A 24,689-nucleotide genomic window follows, 5' to 3' on the forward strand; every position below is an offset into this window, starting at 1 on the left:
TGCTGCTGTCGCCGAGCACCCGTTCGACCGTCTCGACTTTCGTCGGTACTCATCTGCAGAAATGGCGGGCCGGGCCGATGATCTTCATCAGTTGATGGACCGCCGCCGAAGCGTGCGCATGCTGTCCGACGAACCTGTGCCGGTTGGGCTGATCGAGGCGGCCGTCAGGACTGCGTCGACAGCGCCGTCGGGCGCACACCAACAACCTTGGCAGTTCATCGCGATCTCTGACCCGGCGACGAAGCGCGAGATCCGCCTCGCGGCCGAAGCCGAAGAGCGAATCAACTACGAAGAACACCGGATGAACGATGCGTGGCAACACGAACTCGCACCGCTCGGCACGGACTGGCACAAGGAGTTCCTCGAGATCGCGCCATGGATCGTGGTGTTGTTCGAAGAGCGCTACGGAATTCGCGACGACGGTTCCAAGCGGACGCACTACTACGTCAAGGAGAGCTGCGGTATCGCCGCGGGCATGTTCATCACAGCGCTGCACAACATGGGCTTGGCAACGCTGACCCACACGCCAACTCCGATGGCGTTTCTGACCAAGCTGCTCGGACGCGGCGCACATGAGCGCCCGTTCGTGTTGTTCCCTGTCGGCTTTCCGGTTGAGGATTGCCAAGTCCCCCGATTGGCTCGCAAGCCGCTCGATCAGGTGTTGACCATCATCGGTCCCGATCCGCAATGAGGTCGGCCGACCCTTTGACGAATTAGGCGAGCTTCTCGACGAAGCCTTCGAGTTGGCGCAAGTTGCGACATTCATAGACACCGTCGGTGTAGGTGCCGTACTCGCCAACGATGGAGTCACCGGTATTCCAGTAGCTCTTCGGTTCTGGATTCAGCCAGTACACGTGGCGTGCCTTCTGCTGAATCTCTTTGACCACCCAGCTCTGGCTGGCGTGATAGTTGTTCCGAGCATCGCCAAGCAGCAGCACCGTGGTCTTCGGGCCGACGTCCTTGCCGTACTTGTTCCAGAAGACTTCGAAGGCGTGGCCATAGTCGGAGTGCCCGTCGACCCACACCACATCGGCCTCGGTGTTGACGCGGTGAATGGCTTCGGTGATGTCTTCGGTGGCCTTGAAGTAGTCGGTGACTTCGTCGAGGCCGTCGATGAAGACGAACGAACGAACCTTGCTGAACTGGCCAGAGATCGCATAGACGAGCATCAGCGTGAACCGTGCGAAGGCCGCGACGGAACCAGAGATGTCGGCAACCACCATGAGTTCGGGTTTTGCTGGCCGCGGATACTTGAACTTCGGCTCAGCCGGCACACCGCCGTAGCTGAGTGAGTGTCGGACGGTATTGCGGAAATCGAGCGGGCCCTTGCGGCCGTGCTTACGCTTGCGAGCCAAGCGAGCCGCGAGCTTGCGAGTCAACGGTTGCAGCGACTTCTTCAGTGCCGTCATCTCATCACGGGAGGCGTGCATGAACTCGACGTCTTCGGGCAGCGGCTTGCGGAGCGTCTTGGCCATCGCTTCGGCGCCACGGTCCGCCACGAGGCGTCGACGGATTTCGGCCTCGATCTCACCCTTGAACTTTTCGATCCGGTCGGCGTACTCCTCTTTCTCCAACCGTTCCTCAAGGGAGGTCAAGTCATCGGGAGCGTCCTCTCGCGACTGCTCCATCATCTTGTCGAGCATGCCGTCGAGATCGAGGTTCCGCAGTGTGCGGTAGAGATAGTACGTCCCACCGACAGGGCGTCCCGGCTCCATTCCAGCAAAGCGTTGGACGCTTTGCTTGGCCATGGCGCGCATCATGCCCTGGTCGCCGTTCATCAACGCCTGCATGAGCATCTGGGCGATCTCTTCGGGCGTCATTCCGTCCATGCCGCCCTGGCCGCCGTTGCCCTCCTGCTGCTGCTCCTGCATTTCGCGCCACATCTCGTCGATGTCGGTCTCACCGTCACCGTCGCCGATCTTGTACTCAGGGCCGCGCAGGCTGAAGTAGACCTCGAACACCGTCTCGAAGCTGCGCCAATGCGCGTGATTCTTGATCAGTGTGGCCCCGAGCGCGTACTTGAACGCGTCGCGATCCTCAATCGGGATGTGTTGCACCGCTTCCATTGCATCGAGGTTCTCCGTCAGGCTGACCGGGAGGCCGGCGTTGCGGAGTTCGACGACGAAGCCGTTCAGGAGTTCCAGCATGACTCAGTCGTCGACCGACAACTCTTTGGTGGCCTTGGCGATGTCGGTCTGGTACTTCAGCAGGATGTTGAGCGTTTCTTTGGCGGTCTGCTCGTCGATCGTGTCGATGTTGAGGATCATCAGCGTGCGGGCCCAGTCGAGGGTCTCCGAGACGCTCGGGGCCTTCTTCAGATCGAGTTGACGGATCGACCGCACAATGCGGGCAACCTGGTCGGCCAGCGACTCGGTGATGTCCGGCACCTTGGCGAGCACGATTTCACGTTCGCGGTCGAGCTCGGGATAGTCGACGTGCAAGTAGAGACAGCGACGCTTGAGCGCCTCGGACAGCTCACGTGTGTTGTTCGACGTGAGGAACACCAGCGGAATCTGCTTCGCGGTAATCGTGCCCAGCTCAGGGATCGAGACCTGGTAATCGGAGAGGATCTCGAGCAGCAACGCCTCGGTCTCGACTTCGACGCGGTCGACTTCGTCGATCAGCAAGACAACAGGCTCGTCCGCGGTAATCGCCTCCAGCAGCGGGCGTGTCAGCAGGAACTCGTCGGAGAAGATGTCGTCCTTCATCTCCGTCCAGTCTTCGTTGTCGCCGCGCTCGGTCTGGATGCGCAAGAGTTGCTTCTTGTAGTTCCACTCGTAGAGCGCTTTGCTCTCGTCGAGCCCCTCGTAGCACTGGAGCCGGATCAGCCGCGAGCCGGTGATCTCGGCAATGGACTTGGCGAGCTGGGTCTTGCCGGTTCCGGCGGGCCCTTCGACGAGGATCGGCTTGCCGAGGCGGTCGGCGAGGAATGCCACGCCGGCAATGCCATCGTCTGCCAGGTAGTTCACTTCCTTGAGGGCGTCGCGGACCCCCTGCACATCCTGGAAGCGATTGGTGTCGGCAACAGCGCCGGTGTCAGTCGTCATGGGCGATGACGCTAGTTCTCAAGCTGCGGCCATCAGCAATTGGAATCAACGGACAAGCGTCACGGTGCCCTGCACCGGGTCGAGTTCGATCTCGGCTCCGTCTGGGATGCCGGTCAGCGCCCCGACGACGCCGATGATTGCAGGAAGCCCGAGCTCGCGAGCGATGACCGCCGTATGGCTGAGGAGGCCACCGCCTTCGGTCACCACTCCCCCGGCCATTGCCAACACCGAATTGAACGTGGGCACGGTGAGCCGAGTGACAATGATGTCGCCCGGCTCCGCTCGTTCGAACGCTTCGTCGGCGTTGCCCACCACTCGTGCAATACCGCGCACGGGCTCGGTTCCGACACCCACCCCAGACAGCGTTGCAGCAGCACCGTCACTCTCTTCCCCAGCAGGAGGGTCGAAGAGTGACGTCACCATGAGCACTGCGCGCATCAGCTCAGGCATGCGACCGGGCAAGATGTCGACCGGCGGCGGCGCACTCGGAGGACCGAGCCGGTCGGGTGCGTCGAGCGCTTCCCAGCCCATTCGTTCATCGCAGCGGGTCTTCAGCTCCGCGGCAAGCGGGTACTTGCCGTCGCGCAGCAGACCGACGATCTCAGGAATCGACGCATCGAAAATGTGCTCGAGGTCGTCGATGCTGCCCGACGCCCGCAACCGGCGGCCGGCTTCGAGTACCGCGTAGCGGGCGATGCCAGCTGGCCACTCTGCGGTCAACGGACCGTTTTCATCTCTGAGGCCGTAGAGCGTCCTGGCCTCCTCGACCAGGCTGGTAAACTCGGCCCGGTCCGCCTCGGCAAGCTGGCTCGACATCGCCGAGAACGCTCGATCGCCAGCCAGCTCGGCTGCGTCGAGATCGACATCCGATGCGTTGATCGATGCAAGCACGACGTCGGGCAGTTCTCGGAGCGTGCGGTTGCGAAGGTCGTACCCCGTCGTGACTCGATTACCGAATTCGGCAAGGTAGGCGCTGAGCAAGGCTGCGGCCTCAGGACTGGCTGAGCGGACATCGTCCAATGTTTGAGGCAGCGACTCGACACGTGCGAGTTCGGCGCGGACCGCAGCCAGTGCTCTCGCCGGCGCACTCGTCGCAGGCGACGCTCCGGCAAGCGTTGCCATCACCTCCTTGGCGTCGAGGCCCCAATCTTCGGCCGCGACAAGCAGGCGACCGATCGGCGCCAGATCGGAAGTATGAAGTCGGAAGTGCAACGCTGCCGCCCAGGCCGCGTGCTTCCAGACCGCATCGAGGTGCTTTGCCAGGTCAGCATCGGACAGATCGGCAACCGGGACCTCGCCAAGCCGACGATTTGTCGCCTGCAGTTCAGGCTTCCACTCTCGTTCCCATCGGGCGAACTCGCTCATCCAGAACTTGCCGTCGATTGCCCGTGCCGATTGCTTGGCCCGCCGCCGGAACCTCGGATGGAGCCGAGTGACCAGCCACAACACCTTGTCCGGCGGTGTGGGTCGCGTCGAGTTCCCGCCGACGAGCGGAACGAGACGGGTGTACATGCGCCCGTTCACAAAGCGTGCTTGGACCGACGACAATGGCGCTCCAGCGAGCTCAAAGCCCACACTGAGCCCTGCACCCATCGCTTCGGACATCAGGTCACGCATCGGGCGCGACACCGTCGCTTCGAAGTGCGCGGTATCGAGCTCCCACGTGCCGGGTCCGGGTGCGGTCCAATCAGTCATGAAATCAGTGTGGCAGACCTGGTGATCTACGCTCGACGGCCATGCCCGCTGCCTTCGAAGACAAGTCTGACGAGTTTGTCGAGACGATGAACTCCCTGCTGAAAGAGCTGTCAGGAGGATCCGATCATCGTGGTGAATGCACGATCGAGGCAGCCCATCTCGTGTCTGGCGTCGTCGATGCGGACGGCCGCCACACCTCTCAGGAACTCGAGTCGTGGGTCGATGCGCTCGGACGCAAGCTCACGCCACCCATGATCCTGACGCCGACGCAACTACGCACCGACGACACCTTGGGCGGTTCCGCTGCCTGGCTCTCCAAGCCGAGCACCATGTTTGACCTTCTCGTCAAGGCGGACGCACACGACAACCAGCGACGCTCCCATGCCTATTACACACATGCGCTGTCGGTCGCCCATGCGACTGCTGCGCTCGACATGGTGCCGTCGGCAGACGAGATCTCGGCAATCGACCGCTTCCGCATGATGATGCTCGGCGTGATGGATGAGCACGCCGTGCCCCGACCGGGGCAGCCCGATGCCCCCGCTCAGGCGGAGGTCGCCGCCGGCAAAACGCCGCCGGCGGTCGTCGAGGTCGAACTCCCGCCCGAGCGATCGATTGAGGAGCTGTTGGCCGAACTCGACGCGCTCGTGGGACTCGATCACGTCAAGGCCGAGGTTCGTCGTCTCACGTCGTTGCTCCGGGTGCAAGAGCTTCGAGCAGAACGCGACCTGCCCGTCATCGAGACGAGTAAACATCTGGTCTTTACCGGAAACCCTGGTACCGGTAAGACCACCGTGGCTCGCTTGCTCTCACAGATTTTCCGCGCGCTCGGGATCGTCTCCAAGGGCCACCTCGTCGAAACTGATCGGTCAGGTCTGGTCGCTGGATTCGTCGGGCAGACCGCCTCCACCACCAAGCAGGTGATGGAGTCGGCGCTCGGCGGCACCTTGTTGATCGACGAGGCGTATGCACTGGCGCGTGGCGGCGAGAATGACTTCGGTCTCGAAGCGGTCGACACCATTGTCAAGTTCATGGAGGACCACCGCGACGACTTGTCGGTCATCGCTGCTGGCTATCCGGCCGAGATGAGCGAACTCATCGACACCAATCCCGGCTTGAAGAGTCGATTCACCAGGACGGTGGAATTCCCCGACTACGACACCGAAGAACTGATCGCCATCTTTGGCCTCATCAGCGGAAGCAAGGAGTACCACCTCGATGCCGGCGGGAAAGTCGAGCTGGGCACCATCATCGAAGCCGAGCCGCGCGGCCGCGGCTTCGGCAACGCCCGCTTCGTGCGCAACGTGTTCGAAGCTGCAATTGGCCACCACGCACTCCGGCTCGCCCACGTCGAGGTCCCCACCGACGAACAGTTGACCACCTTGACCGCCGACGATCTCCAGTCCCCCGAGCGGGGGACAGCGATTCGTCCCTGATCACCGAGCCCCAGCGTCGCTGCTACTGGCGAGCGAGAATGCGATGGTACGTGGCCTCTGGAGCTTCCAGGTGACTGACATCGTCATCTTCGATGTCAATCTGCACCCACGCAAGATCGCCCGCGAACTTGTTCAAATCGCCCGCTGGATAGTCCGATGTGACCGGCGATGCACTGTCCTCACCGATGTCCATGGTTTCATCCGCCGAGAACACGAACGGCACGGTCTTGTCGATCCGTTCCTCCGCAACGACGGCGCCGTTGACCAACAGGGTGCCGGTGCCGCCAGCGCCGGGAGTGCCACCATCGAGGTCGAACTGGTACTGGATCGTTACCTCACCTCGGGGCAAGACATCGGAACCCTTGACGTAGTAGTACTCGGAGTTGAACCAGTTGTGACAGTACGCAGGACGTCCCTCGACGACGTAGAGCGACCATCCTGCGAACCGGCCGCCCTGGGCAACGAGCACACCGTCAGCACCATCTGATCCGACCTCAAACTGCGCGGTAACAGTGTGCGAGCGGTTCTTGACATTGAGCACGGTGTTCTCGCCCATGTGCGTCATCCCCGGACTCATTCGCATGCTCTTCCGGCCGGTCTGCAGCTCAGGGCGCCCGGCGATCGTGGCATTGAAGCGTTCACCGGTGCGATCATCGATTGGGAAGACGTTGTATTTTGCAGCTTCCAACAAAAAGAGCTGTTGGAGTTCTGCCAGCTTTTCGGGCATTTCGCTTGACAGATCGCGGGCCTGCGACCAGTCCGTTGTTGTGTCGTAGAGCTCCCAGACATCGTCCGCAAGCGCGGGCACGGTTGCCCCTTCGCCCATCTCCCATGGTGTGCGGTGCTTCGTGACCGCTGTCCAGCCACGGTGGTACAGACCACGATTGCCGAACATCTCGAAATACTGCGTGGTGTGGCGGTCTGGAGCGTCCGGATGATCAAAGCTGTAGGCCATCGACACCCCCTCGATCGGCTTCTGCGCAATGCCGTTGACCATGTACGGCTGTGGCAGGCCGGCGGCCTCGAGCATGGTGGGAACAATGTCGATCACGTGATGGAATTGATTGCGAACCTCGCCCTTCGCGGCAATCCCATTCGGCCAATGAATCACGGTGCCATTGCGGGTGCCGCCAAAGTGCGACGCAACCTGCTTGGTCCACTGATATGGCGTGTTCATCGCATGCGCCCAGCCGACCGGATAGTGGTTGAATGCCGATGCCGACCCGATCTCATCGAGATGAGGCAGGATCTCCTCAACCGTCTCAGGGATGCCGTTCAGCGCCTTCAACTCGTTGAATGTTCCATCCAGTCCACCTTCAGCGGATGCTCCGTTGTCACCCGCAATGTAGATGACAATGGTGTCATCGAGCACGCCGATCTCATCGATCAACCGGCCTGTATGGAAGTCGGTGTGCTCGGCAAAGCCGGCATACGTCTCCATCAGACGGGCACCCACCAGGCGTTGGTCATCGGACAGCTCGTCCCACCCTTGAACACCTGGTGGCCGGTCGGTTAATTCCGTGTCTGCCGGAACCAGACCCTTGTCGATCTGATTTGCGAGGGTCTCCGCGCGAACAGCATCCCAGCCCTTGTCGAACTTGCCGCGGTATTTCTCGATCCATTCCGGCGGGGCGTGGTGCGGAGCGTGAGTTGCGCCGTAGGACATGTACGTGAAGAACGGCTTGTCCGGCGTCATCGTCTGCTGGGCCGTGATCCAAGCGATCGCCTGGTCGACCTGTTCCTCGGTGATGTGGTATCCCTCTTCGGCGGTGGCGCGTGGTTCGGTCGGCGTCGTCCCCTCGTACAACGTCGGTTCCCACTGGTTGGTCTCGCCGGCAACGAATCCCCAGAACTTCTCGAACCCGTCACCCGTTGGCCACCGATCAAATGGCCCTGACACCGAGGTTTCCCACACCGGTGTCTGGTGCATCTTGCCGAACGCCGACGTGCTGTAGCCATTGAGCCGCAACATTTCGGCCACAGTCGACACCGTGTTCGGCCGAACCGACGTATTGCCCGGCATCGAGGTCGCAACCTCGCCCACCGAGCCCATCTCAGCAGAATGGTGGTTGCGGCCCGTGAGTAATGCCTGCCGCGTCGGCGAGCACAGCGCAGTCGTGTGGAACCGGCTGTACGACAGCCCGCCGGCCGCGAGCCGCTCGAGCGTCGGCATCTCGCACGGCCCACCGAAAGCTGACGTCGCACCAAACCCCATGTCGTCGATCAAGACGATCAGCACATTCGGCGCGCCCTCCGGGGCCGTAAGGGAACGATCGGCGGTGCCTTGGCATCCTTTGCATGGAGCGCCGGTTCAGCCCTGACGGGCAGATCTGGAATCGGGAGGATCTCTCGTCCGATACGGGGATCTTGCGCCATCGTTGTCTCCTCAAATTCAAGATTGCATTGCGAGGGGATGACCGTAGCCGCTGAGGTTCAGGGCCGCCTGGCGCCCACCCATTCTCAGTGTCTGGAAAGACGGGAACGTCGTCTCGGGAGCATCGAGCAGATCACAAGCTTCAATGATGCACCTCGATCTCGATCTCAGAGTACCCCTGACCCACTCTCACGAGTCCGTAAGCTCACAGCGTGGGATTCAGAGACGGTTTCTACACACCGAAGACCGCGCGGGCCATTCTTTCGTGGCGCATCCTGCTGGGCATCGGCGTCACTGCCCTCGCAATATTCCTCGGCCTCAATCCGGTGCTCAGCGTGGTCTTCGGCGCCGCGACATACGGCGCCTCAGTCGTCGCAGCGATGCCTCGGAACCAACGCACACGGATCGATCCCTTCACGGTGCAAGAACCTTGGCGACAGTTTGTCCAAAGCGCCCAGGGTGCAGCCGTCAAGCTGCAGCAGACCATCGAGGCAACCGGCGACGGACCGGTGAAGGAACGCATGCAGGCGGTCCGCGAGAAGCTCGAACACGGTTTGGACGAGACCTGGCAGATTGCGCGCCGCGGCCATGAGATCGACCAAGCCATTCGTCGCCTCGACCCGACCGCCCTCCGCTCCAGGCTCGACACCCTGCATCAGCAAGACGATGCCGATGCGTCGATTGCATCTGTCGAATCTCAACTGGCGAGCGTTGATCGGCTGAAGGAACAGTCGACGCGCACCTCCAATCGGCTGCGCCTGGCCCAGACCCGCGTCGACGAACTCGTAGCACGGGCAGCCGAGGTCAGCATCGGCGCCGGGGACACTGATGCCTACGAACACGACGTCGAAGATCTCGTCGACGAACTCGAAGGACTGCGGCTCGCTGTCGAGGAGACCCGAACCGCGTGAGCAACTTACTGAAGAGCAACCTTGTCGTTGCGGCCGGCACGTCGTTGTCGCGCGTCACCGGCATGCTCCGTGTCACCGTGCTCGCTGGAGTCCTCGGAAGCACCGCGCTCAACGACGCCTACATTCTGGGCAACGAGACACCGAACATCGTGTACGAGCTTCTGCTGGGAGGCGTGCTCTCCGCCACCCTCGTGCCGCTGTTCTCCACGTTTGCCGAAGAAGACGACGAAGTGTCCGGGCGCGAGTCCACGAACGTCGTCATCACCGTGGGTGTCGTTCTCCTGTCGGTGCTGACGTTCATCGCCGTGCTCGGCGCACCCCTGATCTTCCGTGTCTTCTCACTCAACATCGCTGACGACATCGATGCTGATCTGTTCCGGTCGGTCGGAACGACCCTGTCCCGGGTCTTTCTCATACAGATCTTTTTCTACGGATTGACCGGGCTTGCGAACGCGTTCCTGAACAGTCGCCGCCGTTTCTTCGCAGCTGCGTGGAGTCCAATCCTGCCCAACCTGATCATCATCGTCACGCTGCTGTCCTTGCCGGACCCGACTGACGGCGTGTGGCAACTGAGCGATGTGGTCACCGATACCCGACTTCGCCTCACGCTCGGCTGGGGAGCAACGCTCGGTATTGGGGCGATGGCGCTGACGCTGATTCCCGCGGCGCTGGCAACAGGCTTCAAGTTTCGATTTGACTGGCAACCCAAACATCCCGCCGTCAAGCGTTTGCTGACCCTGTCGTTCTGGACCTTCGGGTTTGTCGCCTCCAACATCATCGCTCTCATCGTCGTGCGGAACCTCACCGAGCCGGGAACGTCGGACACCTTCGCCTACTTCGCTGCGTTCACCTACTTCGTGCTCCCCCAGGGTCTGCTCGGCGTCTCAATCGCGACCACATTCCAACCCGAGCTGGCGCGCTCGGTGGCACGCAAAGAAAAGGCGGCGTTTATCACCACGATGTCATTGGGTGTCCGAATGACAGCGCTCCTCACCATTCCGGCGGGCGTCGGGCTGTTTGTGCTCCGACGACCGTTGGTCGGGCTCGCTCTTGAGAACGGCAAGTTCGGTGCCGAAGGCGCACTCAACGCCTCTCGAGCGCTCGCCGGCTTCGCCTTGGGCCTCGGCGCCTTCTCGATCTACCTCTTCGTGTTGCGCGGCTTCTACGCCCACAAGGACACCAAGACCCCGTTCAAGGTCAACGTCGTTGAGAACACGATCAACATCGTGCTCGCTTTCGTCCTCGTCGGCGCGTACGGGGTCCTCGGTCTCGGTGCCGCTTTCGCCATCGCCTACGTGCTTGCCGCGTTCTGGGCGCTGCAGGTCCTCAGCTACAAGGTCCCGGGATTTGAACTCCGACCGATCCTCGCCAGCATCTGGCGCATGACCGTTGCCGCCGCGCTGATGGGCGAATCGGTCTGGTTCATGACGCGTCACGTCGGCGGCAACGTGGGCGTCGAGGCCCTGCTTCGGCTGGCGGTTGGCGCAACGGTTGGCGTGATCATCTACTTCGGGCTCCTCGCGGCGATGGGAGCTCCTGAACTCGAAGCGCTCAAGCGTCGCCTTCGCCACCGATAAGCTGTTCTCCATGTTCAAGTACATCAAGAAGCAGTGGAACTACCTCGTCGCGAAGCTGACCGGCCGCTTCAACGACAACGCAGATCCCAAGGTGCAGCTCGAACAGGCAATCAGCTCAGCGCAAACTCAACACAAGCAGCTCAAAGAGCAAGCTGCCAATGTCATTGCGGGCCAGAAGCAGGCCGAGATCCGCTTGAACAAGAAGATGACCGAGCTGGAGAAGCTCAACGGCAACGCCCGTCAGGCGCTGATCATGGCAGCCGATGCCCAGAAGGCCGGCAATGCCGAGAAGGCCGCCCAGTACACGAGCGCTGCAGAAACCATCGCCGACAGGCTCCTCAGCATCGAGTCCGATGTCGAGAGCCTCAAGTCAATGGTCCTCGAATCAGCGCAGGCGTCCGATCAGGCCAAGGCAGCGGTCAAGCAGAACAGTCGGCTCCTGCAAGAGAAAATCGCCGAGAAGTCGAAGCTCCTGAGCCAGCTCGAGCAGGCCAAGATGCAAGAAGAGATGAACTCGGCGATGAGTCAGCTCACCGAGACCGTTGGCGATGACGTCCCAACGCTCAACGAGGTCACCGAGAAGATCGAGGCCCGGTACGCCAAGGCCAAGGCCTCCGCCGAACTGACTGACGTCACCGTCGAGAGTCGCGTGCTTGAAATCGAACAGGCAACCGCCAACGTCGAGGCCCAGAGCCGCCTCAGCGAGCTGCGCGCAGAACTCGGTCTCGACAGCCCACCCGCCGTCGAAGCCGCACCGACCGCCTCAGCGGAGGGCCAGCCGCTCCCCGCCCCTGAGGCCTAAGATCGCTTCAGGCCAGAATCACGAGGTCGTCGCGATGAACAACGTGGCCCACGCCTGATTCGCCAACCGCCAGAGTCGCATCAGCTGCGCTCATCGCTGCCATGCCACGCGCAAACACGGCATCGCCGTCGGTGATGTCGACGACCTGACCGAGCTCGAAGGTGCCGGACACGCCGGTCACGCCAGCGGGCAGCAAACTGTTCGGTCGATCGGTGAGTGCTCGTCGAGCCCCAGCATCGACCACGACCGTGCCGGAGACCTCCGCGGCAAACGCGATCCAGAGCTTGCGAGCCGACAAAGTTCGGTCATGCGGTGCAAACGTGGTGCCCACAAGCTCGTCCGAGACAGCGCCGGAAAGCACGCCTCGACGGTTGGCAGGCGCAATGACCGACCGGATACCGCTCCACGACGCCATCCGTGCCGCAGTCAGCTTGCTGGCCATTCCACCGCTGCCACGTGCGCTGCCGTTGGCGTCGGCGCTGATCGAGAGCAACGGGTCGTCAGCCTTGACGAACGGAACCAGCGTCGCCGTGCTGTCCGTGCGCGGATCGGCGGTGAAGACACCGTCGGTGTCTGTCAGCAGCACCAGGACATCCGCGCCAACGCCATTCGCAATGAGTGCAGCGATTCGATCGTTGTCTCCGTACCGAAGTTCGTCATTTGCGATCGCGTCGTTTTCATTGACAATCGGCACGCAACCCAGTTCGAGCAGTCGATTCATGGTCGACCTCAGGTGCAAGTACTGATTGCGCGTCACAAAGTCCATCGAATCGACGAGGAGCTGCGCTCCGACCAGACCGTGCCGTTCCAGTTCTGCGTTGTACACCTCGAGGAGGCGGCTCTGTCCCGCTGCGGAGATCGCTTGGAGCGTGGGCATGTCGGTGGGCCGGGCGTGCAGCCCGACCGCGGCGACCCCAGCCGCCACAGCACCCGAGGAGACAATGATCGCTTCGTGTCCCTGTTTGCGCAGCACCGCGACCTCGCCGCACAGCTTTGCGATCGCACCGCGATCGATCACGCCGTTGTCGTCGGTGACCGACGCAGTTCCGATCTTGGCAACGACGCGCACGATCAGACGTCCGGCGAGTACTCGAAGCTGAAGCCGGCAATCCAGATGACGTCGCCTTCTTGCGCTCCAGCCTTTGCAAGCATCTTGGGCACACCGAGGCGTTCGAGACGGTGATCGATGTACGACAGCGCTTCGGGAGTGGTCACATCGTTGAGTGCGACGATGCGCTCGACCTCACGACCGACGAGCCGGAAATGGCCGGGTTCGACCACTTCGACCATGGCACCCTTGGCCTCCGGGCGAATCGTGACGACACCTTCGGCGTACTCAATGGCCTGGCGGGCATCGTGCACTCGCTGGGCGAGCTTGCCAACCAAATCATTGAGGCCGGACCTGGTGACCGACGAGATGACGTCGCCTTCCCATCCCATTGCCTGGAGTTCTTCAGGCTGGACGGCATCGCCCTTGGTCCCAACGACCACCCGCGGGCGGTCGAGCAGGTCAGGCTGGTACTGGCCCAGTTCTTGGAGCAGCACCCGCTCCTGCTCTTGCGGCGACACGCCATCCATCGGAGCCAGATCGAGCATGATGCACAACACCAGCGCCCGTTCGATGTGGCGCAGGAACTGATGACCCAGGCCCTTGCCCTCACTTGCGCCTTCGATCAGACCGGGGATGTCCGCGACGACAAACTCTGTGTCCTCGTCCAGCGCAACGACACCGAGGTTCGGTTCAAGCGTGGTGAACGGGTAGTTGGCAATCTTCGGCTTGGCCTGGGAGATGACGCTGATCAACGTCGACTTGCCAACGTTGGGAAACCCAACGAGGGCAACGTCGGCCATGAGCCGCAGTTCCATCTTGAGCCAGCGTTCTTCGCCGTGTTCGCCCTGCTCAGCAAAATTTGGTGCGCGACGCTTGTTCGACAGGAACTTCGCGTTACCGCGGCCCCCACGACCGCCAGCTACTGCCAGCCAACGGTCACCGTGGTTGACCAGTTCGGCAAGAAGTTCGCCGCCGTACATGTCGGAGATGACCGTCCCCATCGGGACCGAAATCTCGAGTGACTCGCCGCGCCGGCCGTGCATGTCTTTGCCCTTGCCGTGCACACCGCTTCCCGCCTTGCGGTGGGGGTAGTCGCGAAAGGCCAGCAAGGACGCAACGTTGTGGTCGGCGACGAACCAAATGTCGCCGCCGTTACCGCCATCGCCACCGTTCGGGCCGCCGTAGACGACGGGCCCTTCGCGTCGGAAGCTCACGCAGCCTGCACCGCCATCGCCTGCCTTTACGTTCAATTGGCATTCGTCGACGAACTGGGACATCGGGTCAAGGCTAACGCCGCATTGTCGACCGGCCCCGGCTCGTATCTCGTACCCTCACCATATGGACGACTTGCCATACGCTGACGCTGCCGACAAGCGCGCTGATCGCTGGGCCTCAACGATGGCCGGCCACGCCAATGCTGAGATCGTTCTGGCCCATGCCGACTCCCGAGCCGAAGTCGGCGCAACAACGATTCTCCGACGCGAGATCCGTGAGGAACGGGAAGACGCGATCCTTGCCGAGCATGCAACGCGGTCCGATGGGGCCGGAAATCGGGCGATCGAGGAAGCACCAGACCCGCATCGCACGTGCTTCGAACGTGACCGCGACCGCATCCTGCACGATTCGTCCTTCCGCCGACTCGCCGGCAAGACACAGGTCTTTGTGTTTCCCGAAGATCATCAGCGGACGCGAATGACCCATGCACTCGAAGTCGCCCAGGTCGGACGGTCGGTCGCCGCCGCGCTGAGCCTCAATGTGCCACTCGTCGAAGCGATGGCTATCGGTCACGATTGTGGTCACGGGCCGGGCGGACATGCCAGCGAAGATGCTCTGTCGCCCTACCTCGATGGCGGGTTTGATCATGCCCCGTGGGGCGCCGACGTCACACTGCAGCCGCTCAATCTCTGCGCCGAGACCCTTGACGGTATTCGCAATCACTCGTGGAGCCTGCCGGCTCCGCAGACTCCCGAAGGCGAGGTGGTGTCATGGGCCGACCGGATCGCCTACGTCTGCCACGACTTCGAAGACGCGGTCGCCGCTGGAATCGTGACCGAGGAAATGCTGCCATCGATCGTTGCCGAGCGATGTGGCCGCGATCGCTCAACTCAGCTGGGCACATTTGTCCGAGCGATGGTGACCGCGACCATGACATCCGGTCGAGTCGGCATGACGCCCGACATCGCCGAGGCGCTGGCGGCGTTCCGCAAGTTCAACTACGAGCACATCTACCTGCGCCCTGCCAGCGAGCGCCAGAGCGATGCGGTCATCGCGCTCCTTCGGGCCTTGGTCGAGCACTACGCCGACCGCCCCCACGCACTCCCCCAAGCCACCACGGCCGCTGTTCTCGGCGATGGCATCGATGTGGCCCACATCGACGCGGGCAGCGCCGCAGCCTTACGTGCCGCAGTCGGCTACGTCGCCGGGATGACCGACCGATTCGCCTGCCAACAGGGCCTGGCCCAACTCAACTGGGATCCGAGCAAGCTGCCCGCCGGCATCGGCATGTGACACCGCGCCGCAAGGACGTCTTGTCTCAGCCACCGTCGTCTTGTCTCAGCCACCGTCGAGGAAGAGGGCTCGAATACCGAGGCCCATAATGAAGAGACTGCCGCAGCCATACAACAGGTACTGCTTGTCTCTGATGAACGGGCTCGTTCGATAGCTGTACAGAATTCCGACAGCGACGATGGCGGTGAAGCCGTACAAGGCATGGAAATCGTCGAGCACCCGACCGTCTTCGTTGGCGAGCAGCACGCCAACAATTGCGACGGCGAAGACCGACATCTGCGCCACTCCAATCGCCCACCACATTGCACGCAACCGGAGCAGTTCCACGTATTGCGCCGCGAGGGCCCACAGACCAACCGCAGCGTTCGACACGATCAGAAACCAGCCGAGGCCTGTGTGCAGGTCGATCACGTCGGGTCGGCGCAGTCCTGGCCACCGATGATGCTGACCACCTCGGAATCATCAGCGAGGCCGGTGACCGCGCCGCGCAAGTTGTCGTTGATGACGAAGGTCTCGGGGAAGAAGTCGTCTGCGGGATTCAGTCGAAGGCCAGGGTGTGCCGCCTCGAGCAGGATCAGCTCGGTTCCGAGACCAACGCTGTTCTCGGTGACCAGGCCCAACGGTGTTTGATCGCTCACCACCACTGTGGTGCCGTCGAAGTCATAGGTGCCGTACGTGTACGCGAAAAAGTGTGGACGGCCCTCGAGCACCGGCGACACATCGCCGAAGGTGAGGTTCAGGCTGCCAAATGACACCACGCGCAATTGCGTGCCTGCGCAATTGCCGATCTCGAACGGGTCGACCCAACCAGTGTCAGCCGTTGGCGGTCCAAGAAACGAACTGAGGAATGCGACCACGCCATCGGGGTCGCCACTGAACACTGCGGCGCCGATTCCCTCGTCGCTGAGCACCAGCGCCTCGACGGCCGGATCGACGGGAACCGCCGTCGTCGTAGGAGCGGCCTCAGTCGTCGTGGTGACGTCGACCGCGTCGGCCTTCGTCGTCGGCACCGCGGTCAGGTTGGTCTGCACCGTTGTGGTGCTCGCGACAGGTTGCGTTGTTGTGGTGGTCGGGAACAGCGTCAGCTTTGTTGTCGGTCCAGCGACCGAGCCTTCGCTGCCACCACATGCTGCCAGGGCGAACGCCAACGCAGTCGACCCGGCAATCAGTCTTCGACGCATAGCAACATCTTGGCCGCGGGCTCGCGTGAAAATGGTGCACCTCAAGCGAAGAGCCAGCCGGGACGCATCGGTGGCTCGACGCCGCGTTCGATGTACGACTCAATCCCGAACATCGCGGTGAACGCTTCCTCTGGCATTTCGAGGAAGAACGACTGGTCACTGATCTGGCTGCGGTGACAGGCGATCGCAGCACGCTTCTGAGCAACGAAGCCACTGACGTCGATCTCGAGGGTCAACTCCGCCTCGAGCATCCCAAACGGGTTGCCGTCGTCAGCCGGCCCTGCGGGGTCAAACGCCTCACCATCGGCCCCGTCCTGCGGCGGGGTGACGCCCATTTCCATGGCCTGCTGCATCATCGTGACGACACGGTCGCGGTTCATCGTCGCCTCGAAGAGCCGAATCCCACGACCTTCCGAGATCAACAGGTCAACTGCTGCATGACCGACCTCATGCACCTTGATGTGATCAGGATGGCCGTAGTTGCCGTGCCAGTCGTAGGCAGTCAGCACGTCAGCGTTCTCCTCGCGGAGGATGACAGCAAGACGTTCGGCAGCGTCGGCCAGTTCGGCCTGGAAAAAGCAATCGGGATCGGAATTCTGGTCCCAGCCCGTCATCCCCGAGTCTGTATAGCCGAGGAACACGACGCGATGCGCGCCGAGCGCAGCGACCGATCCGTCCGTCTCCTGTTTGCGACGATCCACCAGTGTTTCGCCATCAGCAAGATCATCGGGGACCTCGCCGTGCGCGCCGTCTGTCGCAACGACGAGCACCACTCGGTGCCCTTCCGCCGCAGCGCGAGCCATGGCGCCACCGGTGGAGATGGCCTCGTCATCGGGGTGGGCATGAAAGCAGACGAGAGTCGACATCGCCGACAGTGTGGCACCTCGGGACTGCCATCCCTACCCGACGACTACTCGGCGTGGCGCACGGCCCCCGATGTGAGAAGTGCGTCGACGTGGTCTGCAGCGACTCCCCAATCGACCAGGATTTCTCTACTGTGTTGGCCAGGGTGAGCCGGCAGCTGGTCAACGACGGCCGCCGTGCGACTGAACCGCGGCGCCGGCGCTGGTTGAGTAACGCCGCCAAGTTCGATGAACGTCTGCCGGTCGACGTTGTGCGGGTGCTCTGCTGCCTCGCTCATAGTGAGGACGGGGGCGAAGCACACGTCGGTCATCTCCATCAGCTCACACCACTTATCACACGTCTTGGTCTTGAAGAGTTCGGCGATCCGCACCTTGAGTTCGGGCCACTGCGTCGCATCCATCTGGCGAGCGAATTGCTCGTCACCCTCGAGCCCTGTGAGCCGCATCAACTCTGCGTAGAACTGCGGCTCGATCGAGCCGATGGAGATGTATCGACCGTCAGCGCACTCGTACACGTCATAGAAATGCGCTCCTGTGTCGAGCAGGTTGGTGCCGCGCTGCTGTTCGTCAAAGATGCCAGCAGCCTTCATGGACCAGAACATCGTCATCAGAATGGCGGTTCCGTCGACCATCGCCGTGTCGACAACCTGGCCCTGCCCGCTCCCCTTGGCCTCCAGCATCGCTGCGACCACACCGAGCGCGAGGAACATGCCGCCCCCACCGAAATCGCCCACCATGTTGAGCGGCGGGACCGGCGCCTCGCCGGCGCGCCCGAAGTGCGCAAGTGCGCCAGCCAGCGAGATGTAATTGATGTCATGTCCAGCGGCGTGCGCATACGGACCGTCTTGACCCCAACCGGTCATGCGACCGAACACCAGCTTTGGGTTGCGCTCCAAGCACTCGTCCGGTCCGACTCCGAGTCGCTCCATCACTCCGGGGCGGAAGCCTTCGATCAGCGCGTCGGCGGCGCCAACGAGATCGAGCAGCGTCGCAACACCGTCAGGATGCTTCAGGTCGATGGCAATGTTTCTCCGGCCACGCAGGCTGACATCGCCTGCTGGCTTGTCCGGCGCAGCGCCGCGCACCGCTCCGGCTCGTTCGACGCGAATGACTTCGGCGCCGAGGTCGCTCAGCAACATGGCGGCGAACGGTCCGGGTCCGATTCCGGCAATTTCGATGACGCGGAGTCCTGCGAGTGGTCCAGGCATTGGTTCCTCAGTTCAGTGGGTTTCGGGTTCAGTGGGCTGCGGTACGGGTATGTCCGCCGATGGCTTCGGCGAAGACGGGGGCGAGCGGGACGGGCAAGTCATGGCCCATGTCGGACACCAGAAGATAGTTGGCCCCGGCAATGAGCTCAGCGGTTCGTTCGCCACCCGACGGAGTGATCAGCTGGTCGTCGCGACCGTGCATCACGAGCGTCGGAACATCAAGCGCCCGCAGCCGATCGCTCCTGTCGCCCGTTGCATAGATCGCCGCGAGCTGCCGGGTGAATCCTTCGGGATAGAAGACGCGATCGAATTGCCGTGCCGACCGATTCTTGGTTGCTTCCTCGGAGTAGTACTTCCTCGACAACCAGACCCGAGCGCGAGTGGCTTCTTCGATGTAGGCCTCGCGCTCGATGGCTGGCGGCGCCAGGAGTGCAGCGCGCGCTTCCGCCGACGGCTGACCGACCTTCGGGTCGCCAGGGCTACTCATGATCGATGTCAAGCTGATGATGCGCGCTGGATGTTCGATTGCCATCATCTGCACGATCATTCCACCCATCGATACGCCGGCGATGTGCGCGCGATCGATGCCCAGGTAGCTCAGCAGATCCATACCATCGGCGGCCATGTCGCTCAGCGTGTACGGCACATCGACCTGCTCGCCGGCCATCAACGACTGCAGCACCTGCATCGGGTCCACGAGTTGGCCGTCGAACTTGGTGGACAAGCCAACGTCTCGATTGTCGTAGATGACAACATGCAATCCCTGCGCCACGAGGCCGTCAAGAAATTCTTGCTCCCACACGATCATCTGACTCGTGTACCCATTGACCAGGAGCAGAGACGGATTTCCGGAGTCGCCGAAGGTGGTGTACTCGAGTTCGATTCCAGATTCCAGAGCGGCGCGTGGCATAGAAAGCAGTGTGGCAGAAGTCAGCCGATACCTTCTCAGCGTGTCTGAAACACTGCGCGTGCACGCCCCTGGTCGAGTGAACCTGATCGGCGAACACACCGACTACACCGGCGGGTTGGTGTTCCCCATGGCGATTGATCGAGGAACCACGCTCACCTACACCGCTGCTGACGGCGTCATCGAATTGACCTCCGACGGTGCGCCTGGAGCGCTCTCAATTTCGCTGCCGTTCGATGGCGAGCCGAACACCGTTGAGCCACATTGGGGCTCCTACATCGCTGCAATGTCGGCCGAACTCGGCGCGACGCAAGGCTTACGCGGCCACATCGTGTCGGACATTCCGGCCGGTGCTGGGCTGTCCTCCAGCGCCGCGCTCGAATGCGCGATCGGTCTCGCACTCGGCTTTGACGGCACCCCGCTCGAACTGAGCCAGGCAGCCCAACGTGCTGAGCACCGGGCAACTGGCGTGCCAACCGGCATCATGGACCAGCTTTCGATCGCCGCCGGAGTCGCTGGGCATGCAACGCTCATTGACTGCCACGGCCTCAGCGTCACCCCGCACGTCGTCCCCGACGACATCGATGTGGTGGTCAAGTTCATCGCTCATCGCACCCTCGAAGGGTCCGAATACGCCGACCGTGTTGCCGAGTGCGCTCGCGCCGAGGACAAGATTGGGCCGCTCCGACTGGCGACACTCGACGACGTCGGGCGCATCACCGAAGACATCGCTCGACGCCGCGCCCGCCACGTCATCAACGAGAATCAGCGCGTTCGCGACTTCGCCGCTGCGCTCGCCGGTGGCGATTACGTCGAGGCCGGCCGGATCATGACCGAGGGCCACGCCAGCCTGCGCGACGATTTCGATGTGTCGACCCCACAGATGGATGACGCGGTCGACAGGCTCAATGCCATCCCAGGTGTCTTCGGCACACGAATGACCGGCGGCGGGTTCGGTGGCTGCATCGTCGCCATCTGTCAGCCAGGAGCCCTGACCGACGGCTGGGTCGTCTCCCCGTCCGCCGGAGCGCGCCGCGTTCATTGAGGTCCCGGTTGTCACAGTGAGCCGAGCGCAGCATGCAGGCGTGTGATCGCGCGCTGAGTTCTACTTCCCCACCAGAAGAGATCTTGTCCGTCGACGCGGACGACGGTCGATTTCGGTGATGCCTCCTGGAGTTCAGCGAGGTGCGCGTCGTTGAACTCGTACGGTTCGCTCGGCACGGCGACCACATCAGGTGCCCACGCACTGAGCTGCTCAAGCTCGACTTCCGGATAGGCGTCGTCCATCTCCGCTGTGACCAGCGTGCACCCGAGATGTTCGAGCAGCGAGGCACCGTAGGTCTGGCCATTGATCGACATCCACGGCCGGCGCCAGATCGGCACGAAAACAGACCGTCCGATGGGCGCGACGGCAGTCGCAACGTCCGGTGCCGACGTTCCACCGACCAACGTCGCCAACTCACGGACCACCTTCAACGCTCCAGCAAGCGTGGTCACGTCGCTGACGAAGAGTTCGACCCCAGCTTCCTTCAAGGCCGCAGCATCCTCCTGACGATTCTCCTCGCGATCCAGGACGACGACGTCGGGCGCCAGGGCGACGATTGCATCGATGTCAGGATTCTTGGTCCCGCCGACGTGGCTGATGCGCGGTTGTTCGCAGAATCGCGTGCACGCAATGACGTCGGCTCCGAGGTGAAGCAGCGTCTCGGTACTCGATGGAACGAGGCTGACAACGCGCATCAGCGACCGAGCAACCTGTCCTTCTGTCCCTGGAACTCTTCAGCGGTCAGCGTGCCCCGTTCAAGCATCCCCTCGAGCTTTTCGAGCTGGCTGGCCACATCGCCACCGCCAACATCAACTCCGCTCACCGTGAAACGACGTTTGTCGTGCGCTTCTTTCTGAGCGTGAATGGCCTTCTGCACCTGATCCGGGCGCCGGATGTCAGTGAATCGTTGCTGGCCATCTTCGCCCCCTGACTCGATGATCAGGTCCCCGGAACCGGTGATGCGTTCGAAGATGCTCTGGCTGAAGTGGATGGTGTTGACCCGCTCAAGCGGGATCTCGACGCCCATCTTCGAAATGACCCCAGCGCGAAAGATCAAACGGTCAGACGTGATCACGAAGCTCGTCGTCATCCACTTGAGGTACCGGACGACGACCCAGATCATGCTGGCGACGATGAGTGCGATGACGAGGTACACGAGCGCAGCGCGCGGCGTGCCGGTCCCGTCGGTGTAGATCCTCGCAAGAACACCGAGAATGATCGACCCGACGAGCGCCGCAACCGGCTGTGCGAAGTACCACCAATGCGGGTGGAGGTCGACTGCAACGGTTTCATAATCGTTGAGCAGCTTCCTCGGGTAGGGCATGATCGCAGCGTATCCAAAGCGGGCCTAGGGTGACCGCTGTGGACGCCGCTGCCCTCCTCGCTGATCTCGACCCGGATCAACGCACCGCGGTCACCGCGGAGTCGCACCTTGTTGCGGTCATCGCCGGTGCCGGCTCCGGTAAGACACGCGTGCTCACCCGACGTATCGCATGGCGAATCGCCACTGAACAGGCTGATGCTCGGCACACCTTGGCGCTGACCTTCACTCGAGAAGCGGCGGGTGAGTTGCGCCGACGCCTCACCCGCCTTGGCATGCGCGAACGGGTCGAGGCCGGCACGTTCCACTCGGTCATGCTCGCCGTCCTGAAGCAGCGATGGGATGACACCGGGAGGCCAGCGAAGACCATCGTTGCCGATCGCCGCCGCCTTGTCGGCGACGTGCTCGAGCCATCACAGCGCCGCGGTATCGATGGTCTCATCAACGAAATCGACTGGGCGACGGCACGCGGCGTGAGCGCCGATCGATACGCCGCGACAGCGCGTCGCGAGGGCCGCAAGCCACACGCCGGTGTCGAGCGGGCAGCCACGGTGTTCGGGGACTTCGAACTCCTCAAGCGCAAGCGCGGCATCATCGACTTCGATGACGTGCTCGCCCTCGTCATTCGCGACATGGAGTACGACCGCGAGTTTGCCGACACGTTGCGATGGCGATTCCGGCACCTGCTCGTCGACGAAGCTCAGGATCTCAACCCGCTCCAGCATCGCCTCGTCGACCTGCTGCGAACCGGGCGCGACGACCTGTTTCTCGTTGGTGATCCAGCTCAGGCGATCTATGGGTTCAACGGCGCGGATCCGGCCCTGCTCGTCGATGTCGAGACCCGCTTCCCTGGTATCGAAATCGTGCGCCTTCCGGTCAACCACCGGTGTACCCCGCAAATCGTTCGGGCTGGCGTACACGTGCTCGCTGCCGCCAGTCAACCAAACGAACTCGTCTCACATCGAGGAGATGGCGCGCCCGTTGAGCAGTTTGTGGGCGCGGACGAGACCGCCGAGGCGCGCCACGCCGCAGACGAAATGGTCAGAATCGACCCCAACCTCATTCGAGCTGGAGAAGTGGCCGTCCTCGCGAGAACGAATGCTCAGCTCGGCGGCTTCGCGCAAGCGCTCGAAGCACATGGCATTCCGGTTCGACGTTCAGCGACGGCGGCTGGCACACCACTCCAGGCAGTGGTCCGCCAGGTCACAACGCTCGGCTCAGCGTCTCAGCTGCGCGCCTGGGCCCACGACACTCTCGATGCCTACGACGCGCTCACGACCGCTCGCGCCGAACAGGCACTTGCGACCAGCGAGGGAGACAAGCGGGCCGCAGCCCGCGCTGACAAAGCCGTCGAAGACCTCGAAGCCGAGCGGCGGGTGGCGGCCACGCTGCTCGACTACCTGCGCGATCAGCAACTCGGCGATGGCGCCGGATTCAGGGCCTGGGTTGCAATGACCAATCCGTTTGATGACGAGTCAAATGGCGGCGTCGACCTCTTGTCGTTCCATGCATCGAAGGGCCGCGAATGGCACACGGTGTTCGTCACCGGTGTCGAGTCAAGCTTGGTCCCGCATAAGTCAGCAACCACCAACGAGGCCAAGGCTGAGGAGGCTCGCCTGCTGTACGTCGCAGCCACGCGGGCATCTGACCGATTGGTGCTCACCCGAGCGGAACGTCGTGGCGGGTATGCCCGCACGCCGAGCCCGTTCGTGATCGATCTCGACCTTGCCGAACCCGTGGCTGCTCCCCTGCCCGGTGAGCTTCGGAGGCGGCGACGAGCGCGGGTCGACCCGACGCTGGCCGCGCTCCGTACGTGGCGCGACGAAGCAGCCCGCCAGGCTGACGTGCTGCCGTCGCAGTTGTGCAGCGACCGCGATCTCAATTCGATCGCCAGGAGTAAGCCGACGACCGTGGCCGAGTTGGAGGCCATCACCTCGTTCGGCCCCATCATGGCCGCTCGATTGGCAGATCAGATCCTGCCGCTCGTCAGTCAGTCGATATCGACCATGACGGGTGCGTGATCGCTGGGCGACTTGCCCTTGCGCGCATTGCGGTCGACAACGCACCAGTTGGCGCGCTCGATGACGGATGAACTGCACATCAACAGGTCGATCCGCATGCCACGACCTTGGTGGAAATCGCCACCGCGATAGTCCCACCAGGAGTACATCCTGTCGCCGTCATGAAAATGACGGAAGGCATCGGTCAGTCCCCATGCCTCGAGTTCAGTCAGACGATCCCGCTCAGCTTGACTGACGTGCGTCGCTCCTTCAAGCTTCGCCGGATCAGGCACGTCTCGGTCATCGGGAGCGATGTTGTAGTCGCCGCCAATGATGACGTCCTGATCCGGAGAGGTATCCGCGTCGAGGTGCTGCTTCAGGCGACCGAGCCAGTCGAGCTTGTAGGTGTAGTGATCGTCGTCGAGCGACCGGCCGTTCGGCACGTAGACACTGGCGACCCGGACGCCGCCGCAGGTTGCGGTGATGATGCGAGCATCGGGGTCGGGTTCGATGCCGTCAGCGAAATTTGACACCACGTCGGTGAGGCCGACCTTCGACAGAATGGCGACACCGTTCCATTGGCCTTGGCCATGATGGGCGCACGTATACCCCATTGCCTCGAAAGCAAGAGTTGGGAAGGCGTCATCAGCAAGCTTCGTCTCCTGAATCAGGAGGACGTCGGGTTGCACCTCCTCAAGCCAGGCCTCGACACGTTCCTGACGGGCGCGCAGTGAGTTGACGTTCCACGTGACAATACGCATCG

21 protein-coding genes and 1 pseudogene are annotated in these 24,689 nt (G+C 62.6%); 8 read left to right on the plus strand and 14 right to left on the minus strand.

The window, feature by feature from the left end:
- Window positions 1-61 precede the first annotated feature (61 nt).
- Window positions 62-691, plus strand: a complete 630-nt coding sequence (locus tag ACH2DW_RS03325) for a nitroreductase family protein (RefSeq protein ID WP_394928353.1) — start codon at window positions 62-64, stop codon at window positions 689-691.
- Between the two features lie 22 nt (window positions 692-713).
- On the opposite strand, the gene ACH2DW_RS03330 is transcribed toward ACH2DW_RS03325, so the two are convergent.
- The 3 genes from ACH2DW_RS03330 to ACH2DW_RS03340 are packed head-to-tail and all read right to left on the minus strand — an operon-like array spanning window position 714 to window position 4,742.
- The gene (locus ACH2DW_RS03330) at window positions 714-2,147 is read right to left on the minus strand and encodes a VWA domain-containing protein (RefSeq protein WP_394928292.1); all 1,434 of its coding nucleotides are present in this window, start codon (window positions 2,145-2,147) and stop codon (window positions 714-716) included.
- A gap of 3 nt (window positions 2,148-2,150) precedes the next feature.
- On the minus strand, window positions 2,151-3,047 hold the full coding sequence (locus ACH2DW_RS03335) for an AAA family ATPase (RefSeq protein ID WP_394928293.1): 897 nt from the start codon (window positions 3,045-3,047) through the stop codon (window positions 2,151-2,153).
- Window positions 3,048-3,092: 45 nt separating this feature from the next.
- Window positions 3,093-4,742 carry a PEP-utilizing enzyme gene (locus ACH2DW_RS03340; protein WP_394928294.1) on the minus strand — a complete coding sequence of 550 codons (1,650 nt, stop codon included), beginning with the start codon at window positions 4,740-4,742 and terminating at the stop codon, window positions 3,093-3,095.
- 41 nt (window positions 4,743-4,783) lie between these two features.
- Between ACH2DW_RS03340 and ACH2DW_RS03345 the strand changes: the two genes are divergently transcribed.
- The gene (locus tag ACH2DW_RS03345) at window positions 4,784-6,178 is read left to right on the plus strand and encodes an AAA family ATPase (protein WP_394928295.1); all 1,395 of its coding nucleotides are present in this window, start codon (window positions 4,784-4,786) and stop codon (window positions 6,176-6,178) included.
- 22 nt (window positions 6,179-6,200) lie between these two features.
- Here the strand turns inward: ACH2DW_RS03345 and ACH2DW_RS03350 are convergent.
- A pseudogene (locus tag ACH2DW_RS03350) lies at window positions 6,201-8,554 on the minus strand (arylsulfatase).
- A 210-nt stretch (window positions 8,555-8,764) separates the two neighbouring features.
- Here ACH2DW_RS03350 and ACH2DW_RS03355 point away from each other — a divergent pair.
- The 3 genes from ACH2DW_RS03355 to ACH2DW_RS03365 are packed head-to-tail and all read left to right on the plus strand — an operon-like array spanning window position 8,765 to window position 11,842.
- On the plus strand, window positions 8,765-9,463 hold the full coding sequence (locus tag ACH2DW_RS03355; RefSeq protein WP_394928296.1) for a hypothetical protein: 699 nt from the start codon (window positions 8,765-8,767) through the stop codon (window positions 9,461-9,463).
- Complete coding sequence (murJ, locus tag ACH2DW_RS03360; RefSeq protein ID WP_394928297.1) at window positions 9,460-11,040, plus strand: murein biosynthesis integral membrane protein MurJ; 1,581 nt, start codon at window positions 9,460-9,462, stop codon at window positions 11,038-11,040. The genes ACH2DW_RS03355 and murJ overlap by 4 nt, the downstream gene beginning before the upstream one ends.
- Window positions 11,041-11,050: 10 nt before the next feature.
- Window positions 11,051-11,842, plus strand: a complete 792-nt coding sequence (locus ACH2DW_RS03365; RefSeq protein ID WP_394928298.1) for a PspA/IM30 family protein — start codon at window positions 11,051-11,053, stop codon at window positions 11,840-11,842.
- Window positions 11,843-11,849: 7 nt separating this feature from the next.
- On the opposite strand, the gene proB is transcribed toward ACH2DW_RS03365, so the two are convergent.
- Together proB and obgE are read right to left on the minus strand one after the other, a co-directional pair.
- Entirely contained in the window at window positions 11,850-12,911 is a 1,062-nt protein-coding gene (proB, locus tag ACH2DW_RS03370) for a glutamate 5-kinase (protein ID WP_394928299.1), read from the minus strand.
- 2 nt (window positions 12,912-12,913) lie between these two features.
- Window positions 12,914-14,170: a GTPase ObgE gene (gene obgE / locus ACH2DW_RS03375; RefSeq protein ID WP_394928300.1), complete on the minus strand. Its 1,257-nt coding sequence runs from the start codon at window positions 14,168-14,170 to the stop codon at window positions 12,914-12,916.
- 121 nt (window positions 14,171-14,291) lie between these two features.
- On the opposite strand from obgE, the gene ACH2DW_RS03380 reads away from it, so the two are divergent.
- A complete protein-coding gene (locus tag ACH2DW_RS03380) occupies window positions 14,292-15,401 on the plus strand; it encodes an HD domain-containing protein (protein WP_394928354.1) in 1,110 nt (369 codons plus the stop codon).
- Window positions 15,402-15,446: 45 nt separating this feature from the next.
- On the opposite strand, the gene ACH2DW_RS03385 is transcribed toward ACH2DW_RS03380, so the two are convergent.
- Genes ACH2DW_RS03385 through ACH2DW_RS03405 form a run of 5 tightly spaced genes read right to left on the minus strand, consistent with a single transcriptional unit; the run spans window position 15,447 to window position 19,563 of the window.
- Window positions 15,447-15,812, minus strand: a complete 366-nt coding sequence (locus ACH2DW_RS03385) for a hypothetical protein (protein ID WP_394928301.1) — start codon at window positions 15,810-15,812, stop codon at window positions 15,447-15,449.
- Window positions 15,809-16,582: a hypothetical protein gene (locus ACH2DW_RS03390; RefSeq protein ID WP_394928302.1), complete on the minus strand. Its 774-nt coding sequence runs from the start codon at window positions 16,580-16,582 to the stop codon at window positions 15,809-15,811. Before ACH2DW_RS03390 ends, ACH2DW_RS03385 begins: the two co-directional genes overlap by 4 nt.
- 41 nt (window positions 16,583-16,623) lie before the next feature.
- Complete coding sequence (locus ACH2DW_RS03395) at window positions 16,624-17,448, minus strand: PIG-L deacetylase family protein (RefSeq protein ID WP_394928303.1); 825 nt, start codon at window positions 17,446-17,448, stop codon at window positions 16,624-16,626.
- 44 nt (window positions 17,449-17,492) lie between these two features.
- A complete protein-coding gene (locus ACH2DW_RS03400) occupies window positions 17,493-18,653 on the minus strand; it encodes a CaiB/BaiF CoA transferase family protein (RefSeq protein WP_394928304.1) in 1,161 nt (386 codons plus the stop codon).
- Between the two features lie 28 nt (window positions 18,654-18,681).
- Complete coding sequence (locus ACH2DW_RS03405; protein WP_394928305.1) at window positions 18,682-19,563, minus strand: alpha/beta fold hydrolase; 882 nt, start codon at window positions 19,561-19,563, stop codon at window positions 18,682-18,684.
- Between the two features lie 40 nt (window positions 19,564-19,603).
- On the opposite strand from ACH2DW_RS03405, the gene ACH2DW_RS03410 reads away from it, so the two are divergent.
- Entirely contained in the window at window positions 19,604-20,605 is a 1,002-nt protein-coding gene (locus ACH2DW_RS03410) for a galactokinase (RefSeq protein WP_394928306.1), read from the plus strand.
- 11 nt (window positions 20,606-20,616) lie between these two features.
- On the opposite strand, the gene ACH2DW_RS03415 is transcribed toward ACH2DW_RS03410, so the two are convergent.
- Both ACH2DW_RS03415 and ACH2DW_RS03420 read right to left on the minus strand, forming a co-directional pair.
- The gene (locus ACH2DW_RS03415) at window positions 20,617-21,300 is read right to left on the minus strand and encodes a helical backbone metal receptor (protein WP_394928307.1); all 684 of its coding nucleotides are present in this window, start codon (window positions 21,298-21,300) and stop codon (window positions 20,617-20,619) included.
- A complete protein-coding gene (locus tag ACH2DW_RS03420; RefSeq protein WP_394928308.1) occupies window positions 21,300-21,929 on the minus strand; it encodes a PH domain-containing protein in 630 nt (209 codons plus the stop codon). The genes ACH2DW_RS03415 and ACH2DW_RS03420 overlap by 1 nt, the downstream gene beginning before the upstream one ends.
- A 38-nt stretch (window positions 21,930-21,967) precedes the next feature.
- On the opposite strand from ACH2DW_RS03420, the gene ACH2DW_RS03425 reads away from it, so the two are divergent.
- Window positions 21,968-23,947: an ATP-dependent DNA helicase UvrD2 gene (locus tag ACH2DW_RS03425; RefSeq protein ID WP_394928309.1), complete on the plus strand. Its 1,980-nt coding sequence runs from the start codon at window positions 21,968-21,970 to the stop codon at window positions 23,945-23,947.
- Here the strand turns inward: ACH2DW_RS03425 and ACH2DW_RS03430 are convergent.
- Window positions 23,917-24,687 (minus strand): exodeoxyribonuclease III, encoded by a 771-nt coding sequence (locus ACH2DW_RS03430; protein WP_394928310.1) that lies wholly within the window; start codon window positions 24,685-24,687, stop codon window positions 23,917-23,919. The two genes, ACH2DW_RS03425 and ACH2DW_RS03430, sit on opposite strands and share 31 nt — an antisense overlap.
- Between the last annotated feature and the right edge of the window lie 2 nt (window positions 24,688-24,689).

Source organism: uncultured Ilumatobacter sp. (assembly GCF_963980585.1).
Lineage (GTDB): Bacteria > Actinomycetota > Acidimicrobiia > Acidimicrobiales > Ilumatobacteraceae > Ilumatobacter_A.

What these genes read in the sequence shown, in the direction of transcription:
- ACH2DW_RS03380 (WP_394928354.1), top strand. Translation starts at nt 14,292, where the DNA reads ATGGCCGGCCACGCCAATGCTGAGATCGTTCTGGCCCATGCCGACTCC.
- ACH2DW_RS03430 (WP_394928310.1), bottom strand. Translation starts at nt 24,687, where the DNA reads ATGCGTATTGTCACGTGGAACGTCAACTCACTGCGCGCCCGTCAGGAA.
- ACH2DW_RS03420 (WP_394928308.1), bottom strand. Translation starts at nt 21,929, where the DNA reads ATGCCCTACCCGAGGAAGCTGCTCAACGATTATGAAACCGTTGCAGTC.
- ACH2DW_RS03340 (WP_394928294.1), bottom strand. Translation starts at nt 4,742, where the DNA reads ATGACTGATTGGACCGCACCCGGACCCGGCACGTGGGAGCTCGATACC.
- obgE (WP_394928300.1), bottom strand. Translation starts at nt 14,170, where the DNA reads ATGTCCCAGTTCGTCGACGAATGCCAATTGAACGTAAAGGCAGGCGAT.
- ACH2DW_RS03415 (WP_394928307.1), bottom strand. Translation starts at nt 21,300, where the DNA reads ATGCGCGTTGTCAGCCTCGTTCCATCGAGTACCGAGACGCTGCTTCAC.
- ACH2DW_RS03365 (WP_394928298.1), top strand. Translation starts at nt 11,051, where the DNA reads ATGTTCAAGTACATCAAGAAGCAGTGGAACTACCTCGTCGCGAAGCTG.
- ACH2DW_RS03395 (WP_394928303.1), bottom strand. Translation starts at nt 17,448, where the DNA reads ATGTCGACTCTCGTCTGCTTTCATGCCCACCCCGATGACGAGGCCATC.
- ACH2DW_RS03405 (WP_394928305.1), bottom strand. Translation starts at nt 19,563, where the DNA reads ATGCCACGCGCCGCTCTGGAATCTGGAATCGAACTCGAGTACACCACC.
- ACH2DW_RS03390 (WP_394928302.1), bottom strand. Translation starts at nt 16,582, where the DNA reads ATGCGTCGAAGACTGATTGCCGGGTCGACTGCGTTGGCGTTCGCCCTG.
- ACH2DW_RS03330 (WP_394928292.1), bottom strand. Translation starts at nt 2,147, where the DNA reads ATGCTGGAACTCCTGAACGGCTTCGTCGTCGAACTCCGCAACGCCGGC.
- ACH2DW_RS03335 (WP_394928293.1), bottom strand. Translation starts at nt 3,047, where the DNA reads ATGACGACTGACACCGGCGCTGTTGCCGACACCAATCGCTTCCAGGAT.
- ACH2DW_RS03400 (WP_394928304.1), bottom strand. Translation starts at nt 18,653, where the DNA reads ATGCCTGGACCACTCGCAGGACTCCGCGTCATCGAAATTGCCGGAATC.
- ACH2DW_RS03345 (WP_394928295.1), top strand. Translation starts at nt 4,784, where the DNA reads ATGCCCGCTGCCTTCGAAGACAAGTCTGACGAGTTTGTCGAGACGATG.
- ACH2DW_RS03325 (WP_394928353.1), top strand. Translation starts at nt 62, where the DNA reads ATGGCGGGCCGGGCCGATGATCTTCATCAGTTGATGGACCGCCGCCGA.